At 58.2% G+C, this 12,540-nt stretch carries 12 protein-coding genes; 5 read left to right on the top strand and 7 right to left on the bottom strand.

Features of this window, described 5'->3' with window-relative positions; all coding sequences use genetic code 11:
• Positions 1-32 precede the first annotated feature (32 nt).
• From clpA to FHX15_RS18695, 6 genes are all read right to left on the bottom strand, one after another.
• Positions 33-2,522 (bottom strand): ATP-dependent Clp protease ATP-binding subunit ClpA, encoded by a 2,490-nt coding sequence (clpA, locus tag FHX15_RS18720; RefSeq protein ID WP_184399716.1) that lies wholly within the window; start codon positions 2,520-2,522, stop codon positions 33-35.
• 10 nt (positions 2,523-2,532) lie between these two features.
• Entirely contained in the window at positions 2,533-2,886 is a 354-nt protein-coding gene (gene clpS / locus FHX15_RS18715; protein WP_112568291.1) for an ATP-dependent Clp protease adapter ClpS, read from the bottom strand.
• Between the two features lie 263 nt (positions 2,887-3,149).
• Complete coding sequence (locus FHX15_RS18710; RefSeq protein WP_184399714.1) at positions 3,150-3,518, bottom strand: phasin family protein; 369 nt, start codon at positions 3,516-3,518, stop codon at positions 3,150-3,152.
• Between the two features lie 290 nt (positions 3,519-3,808).
• On the bottom strand, positions 3,809-4,012 hold the full coding sequence (locus FHX15_RS18705; RefSeq protein ID WP_132651386.1) for a DUF3126 family protein: 204 nt from the start codon (positions 4,010-4,012) through the stop codon (positions 3,809-3,811).
• Positions 4,013-4,146: 134 nt separating this feature from the next.
• Positions 4,147-4,980, bottom strand: coding sequence for a serine O-acetyltransferase (gene cysE, locus FHX15_RS18700; RefSeq protein WP_184399712.1), 834 nt, complete (start codon positions 4,978-4,980; stop codon positions 4,147-4,149).
• Positions 4,981-5,110: 130 nt separating this feature from the next.
• Entirely contained in the window at positions 5,111-5,896 is a 786-nt protein-coding gene (locus tag FHX15_RS18695; RefSeq protein ID WP_184399710.1) for an alpha/beta fold hydrolase, read from the bottom strand.
• 147 nt (positions 5,897-6,043) lie between these two features.
• On the opposite strand from FHX15_RS18695, the gene FHX15_RS18690 reads away from it, so the two are divergent.
• Positions 6,044-6,289, top strand: a complete 246-nt coding sequence (locus FHX15_RS18690) for a zinc-finger domain-containing protein (RefSeq protein WP_184399708.1) — start codon at positions 6,044-6,046, stop codon at positions 6,287-6,289.
• A gap of 26 nt (positions 6,290-6,315) precedes the next feature.
• Entirely contained in the window at positions 6,316-7,464 is a 1,149-nt protein-coding gene (locus tag FHX15_RS18685; protein ID WP_184399706.1) for an FAD-dependent monooxygenase, read from the top strand.
• Between the two features lie 30 nt (positions 7,465-7,494).
• Here the strand turns inward: FHX15_RS18685 and FHX15_RS18680 are convergent, their stop codons facing one another.
• A complete protein-coding gene (locus tag FHX15_RS18680; RefSeq protein WP_184399705.1) occupies positions 7,495-8,685 on the bottom strand; it encodes a cystathionine beta-lyase in 1,191 nt (396 codons plus the stop codon).
• 374 nt (positions 8,686-9,059) lie between these two features.
• On the opposite strand from FHX15_RS18680, the gene FHX15_RS18675 reads away from it, so the two are divergent.
• The 3 genes from FHX15_RS18675 (at position 9,060) to FHX15_RS18665 (ending at position 12,539) form a co-directional block, all read left to right on the top strand.
• Positions 9,060-10,085, top strand: a complete 1,026-nt coding sequence (locus tag FHX15_RS18675; protein ID WP_184399703.1) for an amino acid ABC transporter substrate-binding protein — start codon at positions 9,060-9,062, stop codon at positions 10,083-10,085.
• Between the two features lie 104 nt (positions 10,086-10,189).
• Positions 10,190-11,392, top strand: coding sequence for an amino acid ABC transporter permease (locus FHX15_RS18670; protein WP_184399701.1), 1,203 nt, complete (start codon positions 10,190-10,192; stop codon positions 11,390-11,392).
• A gap of 1 nt (position 11,393) precedes the next feature.
• A complete protein-coding gene (locus FHX15_RS18665; protein WP_184399699.1) occupies positions 11,394-12,539 on the top strand; it encodes an amino acid ABC transporter permease in 1,146 nt (381 codons plus the stop codon).
• Position 12,540 lies beyond the last annotated feature (1 nt).

The raw sequence follows: 12,540 nt of genomic DNA, 5'->3' as shown, positions 1-12,540 counted from the left end.
AACGGCCTTTTTCATTCTCTGTCTTTGAAGACTTACTTTTTGCGCGGAACTTTCGGAACCGCCGTGCCCTTCTTAGGCGCATCGCGAACTTCCGGTTCAGGCCGCGGCACGGTCTTGGCCTTCGTTTTCTTGACCGGTTTGGTCTTCAGCTCACCATCATCCTCATCGACCGCTTCCGGATGAATCAGTTCGGCTTCCGGCTTCGGCTTGATCGGCGCCGTTTCCGGAATGGCTTCCAGAATAAGACCGGGCTTGCCGTCTTCCTTCGGGCCGACGGTGACGTTGACGACGCCGCCCTTCTTCAGCTTCCCGAAGAGAATTTCGTTCGCCAGCGGCTTCTTGATGTTTTCCTGGATGACGCGAGCCAACGGGCGAGCACCCATCTTTTCGTCGTAGCCCTTCTCGGACAGCCAGGCGATCGCATCCTCGTGCAGGTCGAAGGTGACGTTGCGTTCGGAGAGCTGAGCTTCCAGCTGCATGATGAACTTCTGTACGACCTTGTGGATGACGGCCGTCGGCAGCGCCGCGAACGGGATGATCGCGTCGAGGCGGTTGCGGAATTCCGGCGTGAACAGGCGCGTCAGAGCCTCTTCATCTTCACCGGTGCGCTTGGACGAACCGAAGCCGATGGCGGCCTTGGCCATTTCCGAAGCACCCGCATTGGTCGTCATGATCAGGATGACGTTGCGGAAATCGATCTTCTTGCCGTTATGGTCGGTCAGCGTGCCGTGGTCCATGACCTGCAGCAGGATATTGTAGATATCCGGATGCGCCTTCTCGATTTCGTCCAGCAGCACCACGCAATGCGGATGCTGATCGACGCCATCGGTCAAAAGGCCGCCCTGGTCGAAGCCGACATAGCCGGGAGGTGCGCCGAGCAGACGGGAAACCGTATGCCGCTCCATATATTCCGACATGTCGAAGCGCAGCATCTCGACACCGAGCGAGGCGGCAAGCTGCTTGGCGACTTCCGTCTTACCGACACCGGTTGGGCCGGAGAAGACATAGGCGCCGATCGGCTTGTTCGGCTCGCGCAGACCCGCACGGGCCAGCTTGATCGAGGTGGACAGGGCTTCTATCGCCACATCTTGACCGTAGACCACCGAGCGCAGTTCCTGCTCGAGATTGGCAAGAACGGCTTCGTCATCCTTCGAGACCGTCTTCGCCGGGATGCGCGCCATCGTCGCAATCGTCGCTTCGATCTCCTTTTCGGTGATCAGCTTCCGGCGCCTGGACGGCGGGAGCAGCATCTGTGCCGCGCCGGTCTCGTCGATAACGTCAATCGCCTTGTCCGGCAGCTTGCGGTCCGAAATATAGCGGGCCGAGAGCTCGACAGCGGTCTTGATCGCCTCGTTCGAGTAACGCAGGTGGTGGTATTCTTCGAAATAGGGCTTCAGGCCCTTCATGATCTCGATCGCATCGTCGATCGAAGGCTCGTTGACGTCGATCTTCTGAAAGCGGCGGACCAGAGCCCGGTCCTTTTCGAAAAACTGGCGGTATTCCTTGTACGTGGTCGAACCAATGCAGCGGATCGCGCCCGAGGACAGAGCCGGCTTCAAGAGGTTCGAGGCATCCATGGCCCCACCCGACGTTGCACCCGCACCGATGACGGTATGGATTTCGTCGATGAAGAGCACGGCGCCCGGATATTCTTCCAGTTCCTTGACGACCTGCTTCAAGCGCTCTTCGAAATCACCGCGGTAACGGGTGCCAGCCAGCAGCGTGCCCATGTCGAGCGAGAAGATCGTGGCATCGGCCAAAGCCTCAGGCACCTTGCCTTCGACGATACGCTTGGCGAGGCCCTCTGCGATAGCAGTCTTGCCGACACCGGGATCACCGACATAGAGCGGGTTGTTCTTGGAGCGTCGGCACAGGATCTGGATCGTGCGGTTCACCTCAGCGTTACGGCCGATCAGCGGGTCGATCTTGCCGCCTTTGGCCTTTTCGTTGAGGTTGACACAGTAAGCCTTCAGCGCATCCTGCTGCTTCTTCGGCCCGCCTTCTTCCTCGTTGCCGCGTGCAGTCGGCTTGGATTCGGACTCTTCTTCCGCACCGCGCGGCGGACGACTTTCGGATGCGCCGGGACGCTTGCCGATGCCGTGGGAGATATAGTTGACCGCGTCGTAGCGGGTCATTTCCTGCTCTTGCAGGAAATAGGCCGCATGGCTTTCGCGCTCGGCGAAGATCGCAACGAGCACGTTGGCACCGGTCACCTCCTCGCGGCCCGAAGACTGGACATGAATCACCGCACGCTGAATGACGCGCTGGAAGCCGGATGTCGGCTTGGAGTCCTCGTCATAGCCCGTGACCAGATTGGAGAGTTCGTTGTCGACGTATTCCATGAGCGTTTTGCGGAGTGCGTCGAGGTCGACATTGCAAGCACCCATGACCGCGGCCGCATCGGCATCGTCGATCAGGGCGAGCAGCAGATGCTCGAGCGTCGCATATTCGTGATGCCGCTCGTTGGCAAAAGTCAGTGCCTGATGGAGCGCCTTCTCAAGACTAGGCGAAAATGTTGGCACGTTCAGTTCCTCACTTCTTTTCCATGACGCATTGCAGCGGATGCTGGTGCTGCCTGGCAAAATCCATCACCTGGCTCACCTTGGTTTCCGCTACCTCGTATGTGAATATTCCGCATTCGCCGACGCCATGGTTATGGACATGCAGCATGATGCGGGTGGCACTTTCCCGATCCTTCTGAAAAAAACGCTCCAGAATATGGATGACGAATTCCATTGGGGTGTAGTCGTCATTCAAAAGCAGTACACGATAGAGATTGGGCTTCTTGGTCTTCGGCTTGGTGCGCGTGATGACCGAGGTTCCGCGATTTCCGTTGTCCCCGTTCCTTTCGCTGTCATTCTGCATCCGGATCGGTCTGGCGATCATTGTCATTCATTCCTCAATCAATCCGGCAGGCAGCGTGGGAGGGGTGCTATCCCGTCGAATATCTGAAACACTAAGGTAGTTCATAATAGAGCGATTTTAAGCCCCTTGTTTTCGACTGCAATCACAATTCCGCAGGACTTGACGCAAAGGCCAAAAAAGTCTGCGTAAAAACCAGGGCGTGCTTCGAGAAACAAAAAAGACCGGCCGCAGATGCGGTGCCGGTCTTTGATTTTCAATAGACGGCGCACTGCGCGCCGCAAGATTTACGCGGCTGCGGGGGTCACCGGAGCGGCTTTCGAAACCTTAACGGCAGCAGCGGTCATCGGTGTTTCGTAGGGCTTATAAGCATTTTTGGCGAGGTCTGCATACATTTCGCCGAGCTTCGTCGCCTCAGCAACGAAAGCCTCGTAGGAGGACTTCGCATAGCTGCTCTGCAACTCGAAGGCGGCCTCGAAACTCTTTACGCCTGACAGAGTCTCGAAATGGCTAACCGCATCCTGGAAAGACTTCTTGGAATATTCGGCCGCCTCGGAGGCAATCGCCTGGAAACCCTTGGCTGTATCGGAATAGTTCTTGAGCATGGTATCCACCGCTTCCTTGCTCTTCCGGTTTGCGTCTTCGAAATTGAACATGACCACACCATCCTCCAGTTGGCTATTATGGGCAGAGGGTAGCTGCAACGCACAAAGAGTCAAGTAGTCTTGTGCGTTGCAAAACATCCAAAAGTTGCACTACATATCCGCTTAAATGACCGGCTTTTCGGGCACGTTCGTCTTTTATTGATTTTGCTAAAATATATCAGGGGCATGCAACCACAGGGTTAGATGAAATTTTGATGCCCGGGTGTATTAGCATGCTATAACGCCGAAAAGCCGGACATCGGCTCGCGATGCCCGGCTTTTCCAGTAGGGGTTATGAGCGATCAGAGATCGACGTCAAGGATGGCCATCGAGAAATTGTAGGACCGGTCGCCATCTTCATCATCGATATAGATGACGCCGAGAAATTCTTCGCCGAGATAGACTTCCGCGGAATCGTTCTTGCGCGGGCGCGCCTTCACCACCATCTGCGGGTTCAGCGTGCGTTTGAAATAGGCGTCGAGCTTCTTGATTTCTTCAGGCTTCACTCTCTCATCTCCGTAGCGATCTCGGTGGCCGCTTCTTGCACAGGTAAAGCGGCGCTGTAAAGGTCGCGAGATCGTGTTAGCAACGACTGCCTCCGCCAGGATTTAGGCAGTTTTTCGCATTTTCCAAGAGAAGTTCAGATATCGGCGCCGATAACCTGATCCATAATGCGTGCCGGCTCGGAACAACCTGCCGCGCCGACGACCTTGGCCGGCACACCTGCCACGGTAGTCTTCGGCGGCACCGGCTTCAGCACAACGGAACCGGCGGCAACGCGCGAACAGAAGCCGATCTCGATATTGCCGAGGATCTTGGCGCCGGCGCCTATCAGCACGCCTGTGCCAATCTTCGGGTGACGGTCAGCGCCTTCCTTGCCGGTGCCGCCGAGCGTGACGCCATGCAGGATGGACACATTGTCGCCGATGACAGCCGTTTCGCCGACGACGAGGCCGGTCGCATGGTCGAGGAAGATGCCCTTGCCGATGCGGGCAGCGGGGTTGATGTCCGTCTGGAAGACGCTGGAGGAACGGCTCTGCAGGTAGAGCGCAAAATCCCGGCGGCCACGGTTCAGCAGCCAATGCGCCAGCCGATGCGTCTGGAGGGCGTGGAAGCCCTTGAAATAGAGAACGGCTTCCATGAAGCGCAGGCAGGCGGGGTCGCGGTCATAAACTGCCTGGATATCCACGCGCAGGATCGAGCCCCATTCCGGCCAGTCCTCGAGCATTTCCTCGAAAGTCTGGCGCAGCAGGTTAGCCTGCATGTCGGGATGGTCGAGACGTTCGCAGATACGGTGTATGACGCATTCTTCCAGCGAGCGATGATTGATCACGGTCGAATAGAGGAAGGCTGCCAGCACCGGATCGCCTTCCGCAGCCAGGCGCGCTTCTTCGCGCAGACTATCCCAAATGGGGTCCATCACCTTCAGCGGATGGGCTGCGTCCAGCGTGCGGATATCCGTCTTCGCGACCATTACCGGTCTCCTCATTTTCCGTTGAAATGCGATTATATAGAGGAAAACGCCGATAACATAAATGGGTGCCCCGAGAACGTTAGTTCAGCGCATTTTTCCCGAGATCACCTTATGTCACCTGGCGGCGACCTCATCCCGCAGCGACCTTGGCATAGAACTCCAGCACCGCCTTCTTGAACACCCGATCACCGACGGCAAGCATGTGATCGCGGCCTGGAATATCCAGCGCTTCGGCATCAGGCATCAGCGCTGCAAGCTCCTGAGGAGAACCGGCAATGTCGTCCTTCGTTCCGACGCCGATCAAGGTGGGCACGTCGATCTTGCCCATGTCGGCGCGGGCAACCAGATCGCGCGACCCTTTGATACACGCGGCAAGAGCCTCACGATCGCTCTTGGTCTGATCGGCAAAAGCGCGAAACATCTGGCCGCGCTGATGGGTGACGTCGGCGAGTGAAGGCGCAAGAAGTGCATCGGCAATCGGATCCCAGTCCCCTACCCCATCGGTCATGCCGATGCCGAGGCCGCCGAGCACGAGCGAGCGGACGCGGTGGGGATGGGCAAGTGCTGCAAAGACGGAGATGCGCGCTCCCATGGAGTAACCCATCAGATTGGCTTCTGGGATGCCAAGATGATCGAGCAGCGCGATCGCATCGCCTGCCATGAACCATGGCCTGTAGGCCTCGGCGTCACGCGGCTTGTCGCTTGCGCCATGCCCCCTGTTGTCGATAGCGATCACACGATAACCGGCGTCACCGAGCGTCTTCAGCCAGCCCGGATGAACCCAGTTGACGTTGGCCGAGGAAGCAAAGCCATGGATCAGCAGCACCGGCGGGCCGGAGGGGTCGCCCTCGTCGAAAAAGGCGAGTTTCAGTCCATCATGGGTGAAGCTTGAAAATGCAGGCGTATTCAGGTTCATCGGGCCGTCCTTTGTTGCGGGGACCATAATCGAGCGGCCTTTCAGCGTGAAGCCAAAAACTCGTAAACGAGCCATGCTTTGGCACTACACTTTTGCTTCGAAGGCCTATAAGGTCCGCGCAGAATTTCAAAGCATTCGGAGACAGACATGGCCGGCCACAGCATTCCCCACTTCCAGAACGACGGCGGTCACAGCGTTATCGAAGTCGGCGTCAAGGAATTCATGTGCACTGGCGCATCCGTTCCCTTCGACCATCCGCATATCTTCATCGACATGGGCGACGATAACGAGAAAGTCTGCTCCTACTGCTCGACCCTCTATCGGTACAATGCCTCGCTGAAGTCGAACCAGACCAACCCGCCCGGCTGCGTCTTCCACGTCAAGGCAGCGTAAAGTCTCCTCTTTAGATCGGACATCCCATGCCGGTCGAACATGCCGCCATCATCGGCGCGGGAATTGCGGGCCTGACAGCCGCTCTGGCGCTTGCAAGACGTGGCATCAGCTCCGATATTTTCGAACAGGCGCCTGTGCTTGCCGAAGTCGGCGCCGGATTGCAGATCTCCCCTAACGCATCGCATGTGCTTGCCGAACTTGGTTTGCTCGACCGGCTCACAAGTGTTTGGCTCGAACCGCAATCCATTCGGCTGATTTCCGGCAGTTCGCTGCGCGAGCTCGCGGCGGTACCCGCCGGAAATTTTGCCCGGAATCGCTGGGGAGCACCCTACGGTGTCCTGCACCGCAAAACGCTTCAGAAGACTCTTCTGGATGCAGTCACTGACAATCCGCTTTGCGCACTCCATCTCGGAACACATTTCGAATCGAACCTGGCGCAATGCCGGCGCCCGGCCGAGGTCATTATCGGCGCTGACGGCGTCTGGTCGAAATTACGGCAGGCAATAGCAGGCGCTCATGCCCCGCATTTTTCCGGAAATGTCGCCTTCCGCTTCACAATCCCGAAGGCCGAAGCGCCGGGCTTTCTCGACAGGACGAGCGTTTCGGCGCTGCTCGGGTCCTCGGCGCATATGGTCTGTTATCCGCTGAAGGAAACTGGCGGCTTCAACATGGTGGCGATCACCGCCGGCAATATTGCGGCGCAAGCCTGGCAAGGCCAGCCGACACCGGTGCAACAGGAGCTTCTGCAGTCCCGCTTCCGGCACTGGCATCCTTCGATTTCCGGGCTACTGAGAGGCCGGAACGACATCACTTTCTGGCCGCTCTTCGAGGCGATACCGGGCAGATGGCAGGACGGCGACAAAACGGTACTGATCGGCGATGCGGCGCATGCCATGATGCCCTTTGCGGCGCAGGGTGCGGCGATGGCGATCGAAGACGCCTTCGAGCTTGCGGCTTTCCTTGCCACCCGCCCGGTTGCCGAGGCCATTTCTCTCTTCGAACGGCATCGCACACCGCGCATCGCCAAGCTGCGTCAGCGTGGCGCCTTCAATCGCTTTGCCTACCATGCGCGCGGGCCAATCCGTCTCGGTCGTGACATCGTGTTGTCGCTGAAACCGCCGCAAAGCCTTGCGGCGGATCTCGACTGGATCTACGGCTATCGCCCTATTGGCTGACCAGATCGCGACTGATCAGATGGTGGTTGATCAGACAGCGTTAGCGGCGGCAAAACCGCGCTCGATATCGGCCTTGAGGTCAGCGACATCTTCGAGGCCGATCTGCAGGCGAATGACCGGGCCTTCGGCCGGCGCCTTGGCGATCTTACGGTCGGAGAGATTGACCAGCAAGGCCAAGCTTTCATAGCCGCCCCAGGAATAGCCGAGCCCGAAATAGGAGAGCGCATCGAGGAAGGCATGCGCCTTCGGCTTGGCCTTCTGCGGATCACCGGCCTTGAGCACGAAAGAGAAGATGCCGCTGGCGCCCTTGAAGTCGCGCTTCCAGATATGGTGCGACGGGAAGCTCGGCAGTGCCGGATGCAGGACGCGCGCAACCTCCTCGCGATTTTCCAGCCACGTGGCAATCGCGAGCGCGCTTTCGTAGTGGCGCTCCAGGCGGATTCCCATGGTGCGAAGGCCACGCAGGATTTGGTAGGAATCATCAGGCGCGCCGCACAAGCCGAGCGTGCCGTGCGTATCGATCAGCCGAGGCCAGTGTTCGGCATTGGCAGAGATGGTCCCCATAAGAATGTCGGAATGGCCCGACGGATATTTGGTCGAAGCATGAATGGAAACGTCGACGCCGAAATCCAGTGGGCGGAAATAAAGCGGTGTCGCCCAGGTATTGTCCATCAGCACGACGGCACTGTGCTTATGTGCCACGGCCGCAATGGCCGGGATATCCTGCATTTCGAATGTGTTGGAGCCGGGAGCCTCGGTCAGCACGACCGTGGTATTCGGCTTGATCAGGGTTTCGATTGAAGCGCCGATCGCCGGATCGAAATAGTCGACCTCGACACCCATGCGCTTCAGCATCGTGTCGCAGAAATGTCGCGTCGGACCATAGACCGAATCGACGACCAGAACATGATCGCCGCCCGCAACATAGGCTAGGATTGCGACAGTAACGGCGGCAAGGCCGGAGGGCACCAGCACTGTGCCGGCCGAGCCTTCGAGCGCGTTGATCGCTTCGGCAAGGGCATCGGTCGTCGGCGTACCGCGCGTGCCATAGGTGTATTTCTTGTCGCGCGTCTCCATGGACCTGGCATCGGGAAAGAGCACGGTCGAAGCGCGCACCACCGGCGGGTTGACGAAACCATGATAATCGGTGGGATCGTAACCAATGTGGGAAAGCCGGGTGTTAACACCGGCGCCCGGCAGGAGACTGTCTAGATCTTTCATATCGGAAATGGCCTTCTGGCGAGGGTATGCAAAGGCCGAACATTTGGACCCCGTTGCCATCAGGGTCAACCCCTACACCTGGACCTGAGACCCCACTCCCTGAAATCAGCGGCCTTTACTTCGGAGTTTCCGCGCTATTTTTCCTCACCCTGGCGCTCAATTTCTAGCCAAATGCCCATGCGGACAGCGCAATCTACCAAAATGCTGAAATTTGCCGCAATTATCATCCGCGACACTTGACCATAGTGACATTTGCGACTGAGATAGACCCACTCGCGCCGGGAGGGTTGCGGGGAAACGGGGAGGTAAATGGGCAGTTTCTAGCGGCCACCCCCGAAAACATAAAGATAAGACAACGGAAAAGGTTGGGAAAAATGAAGTACAAGCTCCTGTCCGCAGCAGTCGGCGCAGCAGTTTTCGCTCTTGGCGCTTCGGCCGCTTCGGCCACGACTCTCGCAGACGTAAAAGCAAAAGGTTTCATCCAGTGCGGCGTCAATACGGGCCTTGCCGGTTTTGCTGCCCCTGACGCGTCCGGCAACTGGTCGGGCTTCGACGTCGATTTCTGCCGCGCGGTTTCCGCTGCGGTCTTCGGCGACGCCAACAAGGTGAAGTTCACGCCCCTCAGCGCCGCCAACCGGTTCCCGGCCCTGCAGTCCGGCGAAGTCGACGTTCTGGCGCGTAACACGACCTGGACGATCAACCGCGATACGGCTCTCGGCCTCAACTTCCGCTTCGTCAACTATTATGACGGCCAGGGCTTCATGGTTCGCAAGAGTCTGAACGTGAAGTCGGCGCTCGAACTTTCCGGCGCATCCGTCTGCGTTCAGTCGGGCACCACGACCGAGCTCAACCTCGCCGACTACTTCAAAGCCAATAACCTGCAGTACAATCCGGTGGTCTTCGAGAAGCTCGACGAAGTCAACGCCGCCTATGACTCGGGCCGTTGCGACGTCTACACGACCGACCAGTCGGGCCTCTACTCGCTGCGTCTGACGCTGAAGAACCCCGACGAGCACATGATCCTGCCGGAAATCATCTCCAAGGAACCTCTCGCCCCAGCCGTTCGCCAGGGTGACGACCAATGGTTCGATATCGTCAGCTGGGTTGGCTACGCGATGGTCAACGCCGAAGAATTCGGCATCACCCAGGCCAATGTCGACGAAATGAAGAACTCGCCGAACCCGGATATCAAGCGCTTCCTCGGCGTCGAAGCCGACACGAAGATCGGTACCGACCTCGGCCTGACTAATGACTGGGCCTACAACGTCGTCAAGAACGTCGGCAACTATGGCGAAGTCTTCGAAAAGAACATCGGTCAGGGCAGCCCGCTGAAGATCGCACGCGGCCTCAACGCCCTCTGGAACAAGGGTGGCATCCAGTATGCTCCGCCGGTTCGCTAATCGGCACCAGGCATGAAAAGCCGGAAAGGCGGGAAACCGCCTTTCCTCATCCTCCTATAAAAAAGCTCCGAAAAGGGGCGCATAACGTGGGGAATTGGCCAGGCATGACGCATCAGGTTGCGGATTCATCCTCTTTGACCAGGAGCGGCTGGAGCTTCCAGTCTGCCCTCTATGACCCGACAATTCGGGGCATCTTCTTCCAAGCTCTTACCATTATTTTGTTGGTCGCATTGATTTGGTCGATTGCTCACAATACGGCAGTCAACCTGGCGCGCGCTAACATCGCATCGGGCTTCGGCTTTCTGAACGGCCGCGCCGGCTTCGAAGTCGGCCAGTCGCTGATCCCATATTCAAGCGATTCGACCTATGGCCGTGCGCTGCTCGTCGGCCTTCTGAACACTATCCTCATCGCCGTTACCGGTATCATTACCGCGACGATTATTGGTTTCATCATCGGTATCGGCCGCCTGTCGCGGAACTGGCTGATTGCAAAACTCTGCACGGTCTATGTGGAAGTCTTCCGCAACATTCCGCCGCTGCTGGTGATCTTCTTCTGGTACTCGGGCGTTCTGGCGATTCTGCCCAATGCTCGTGACTCGCTGCATCTGCCGCTCGGATCATATCTGAACAATCGCGGCCTCGCCTTCCCCAAGCCGATCTTCGGCGACGGTTTCTGGCTGGTCGGCGTTGCCTTCGTGATCGCGATCATCGCAACTATCGTCACGGCACGGTGGGCGCATCGCCGGCAGGCGGCGACGGGCCAGCCCTTCCACACGATCTGGGTCTCGATCGGCCTCATCGTCGGCCTGCCGCTCCTAGCCTTCCTTATCGCGGGCGCACCGCTTTCCTTCGATTTCCCGATCGCCGGCAAGTTCAATTTGACGGGCGGTTCCGTGGTCGGCCCGGAATTCATGTCGCTTTTCCTCGCCCTTTCCTTCTATACGGCTGCCTTCATTGCCGAGATCGTGCGCTCGGGCATTCGCGGCGTACCTAAGGGACAGACGGAGGCAGCAGCCGCACTCGGCCTGCATCCCTCTGCAATCACCCGGCTGGTGGTCATTCCACAGGCCTTCCGCATCATCATTCCGCCGCTGAGCAGCCAGTATCTGAACCTCACCAAGAACTCGTCGCTGGCGATTGCCATCGGCTTTGCCGATCTCGTTGCCGTCGGCAGCACCACACTGAACCAGACCGGTCAGTCGGTCGAGGTGATCCTGATCTGGATGGTCATCTATCTCAGCATCAGCATCGTGACATCACTGCTGATGAACTGGTTCAACGCCAAGATGGCACTGGTGGAGAGATAAGATGAGCAACAGTTTCGTCAGAACCGCCATGCTGGCGCAGGAGCCGCCGCCTTCAGGAGAAAAAGGTGCCGGAGCCTGGATACGCCGCAATCTTCTTGCGACACCCAAAGATATCGTCCTCACGCTTCTGGCAGTGACCTTTCTCGCCTGGGCCTTGCCGCATGCCATCAACTGGTTGTTCGTACAGGCGGTCTGGACTGGGCCGGACCGCACCTTCTGTGCAACGACAGTTCAGGGCGGCATTCAGCCGGATGGGTGGAGCGGTGCTTGCTGGGCCTTTATCGGCGCAAAATTTGACCAGATCATCTATGGGGGGTACACGCTCGACCAGCGTTGGCGGCCTACCCTCGTCGGTATTCTCTTCACACTCCTGCTGGTACCGATGTTGATCCCTTCGGCCCCCCGAAAGGGCCTCAATGCTATCCTGCTCTTCATAGTGCTGCCGATCGTTTCCTTCGTTCTTCTTTATGGTGGATTTGGCCTCGAAATCGTCGAGACTCCCCGCTGGGGCGGACTGATGGTGACGCTGGTGCTCTCCTTCGTTGGCATCGCGGTCTCCTTTCCGCTGGGTATTATCCTGGCGCTTGGCAGGCGCTCACACATGCCTGTTATTCGCATGGTGAGCACTATTTTCATTGAGGTCGTGCGTGGAGTGCCGCTGATCACGGTGCTCTTCATGGCAAGCGTGATGCTGCCGCTGTTCCTGCCGGCGGGCTGGACGGTGGACAAGCTGCTGCGCGCAATCGTCGGAGTGTCGCTCTTTGCTTCCGCCTACATGGCTGAGGTCATTCGCGGCGGCCTGCAGGCGATTCCAAAAGGCCAGTTCGAAGGCGCGGATTCGCTTGGACTTGGCTACTGGCAGAAGATGCGGCTGATCATCCTGCCGCAAGCCATCAAGCTGGTGATCCCCGGGATCGTCAACACCTGTATCGGCATGTTCAAGGATACGTCGCTGGTATCGATCATCAGCATGTATGACCTGCTTGGCATCGTTCGTTTCTTCTTTACCGATGCGAACTGGGCAACGGCCGTAACACCGCTGACAGGGCTGATTTTCGCCGGCTTCACCTTCTGGCTTTTCTGCTTCGGCATGTCACGCTATTCAGCATTTATGGAACGTCATCTCGACACCGGCCACAAACGATAAA

The sequence above is a fragment of the Rhizobium sp. BK650 genome (assembly GCF_014195325.1).
Classification (GTDB): Bacteria; Pseudomonadota; Alphaproteobacteria; order Rhizobiales; family Rhizobiaceae; genus Rhizobium.
Note: the sequence above shows the minus strand (reverse complement) of the source record. Positions and strands in the feature narration are given on the sequence as shown.

Excerpts from the sequence above, each read along its gene's own strand:
- clpS (WP_112568291.1), bottom strand. The coding sequence starts at position 2,886 with ATGATCGCCAGACCGATCCGGATGCAGAATGACAGCGAAAGGAACGGG.
- FHX15_RS18710 (WP_184399714.1), bottom strand. The coding sequence starts at position 3,518 with ATGTTCAATTTCGAAGACGCAAACCGGAAGAGCAAGGAAGCGGTGGAT.
- cysE (WP_184399712.1), bottom strand. The coding sequence starts at position 4,980 with ATGGTCGCGAAGACGGATATCCGCACGCTGGACGCAGCCCATCCGCTG.
- FHX15_RS18695 (WP_184399710.1), bottom strand. The coding sequence starts at position 5,896 with ATGAACCTGAATACGCCTGCATTTTCAAGCTTCACCCATGATGGACTG.
- FHX15_RS18690 (WP_184399708.1), top strand. The coding sequence starts at position 6,044 with ATGGCCGGCCACAGCATTCCCCACTTCCAGAACGACGGCGGTCACAGC.
- FHX15_RS18685 (WP_184399706.1), top strand. The coding sequence starts at position 6,316 with ATGCCGGTCGAACATGCCGCCATCATCGGCGCGGGAATTGCGGGCCTG.
- FHX15_RS18680 (WP_184399705.1), bottom strand. The coding sequence starts at position 8,685 with ATGAAAGATCTAGACAGTCTCCTGCCGGGCGCCGGTGTTAACACCCGG.
- FHX15_RS18675 (WP_184399703.1), top strand. The coding sequence starts at position 9,060 with ATGAAGTACAAGCTCCTGTCCGCAGCAGTCGGCGCAGCAGTTTTCGCT.
- FHX15_RS18670 (WP_184399701.1), top strand. The coding sequence starts at position 10,190 with ATGACGCATCAGGTTGCGGATTCATCCTCTTTGACCAGGAGCGGCTGG.
- FHX15_RS18665 (WP_184399699.1), top strand. The coding sequence starts at position 11,394 with ATGAGCAACAGTTTCGTCAGAACCGCCATGCTGGCGCAGGAGCCGCCG.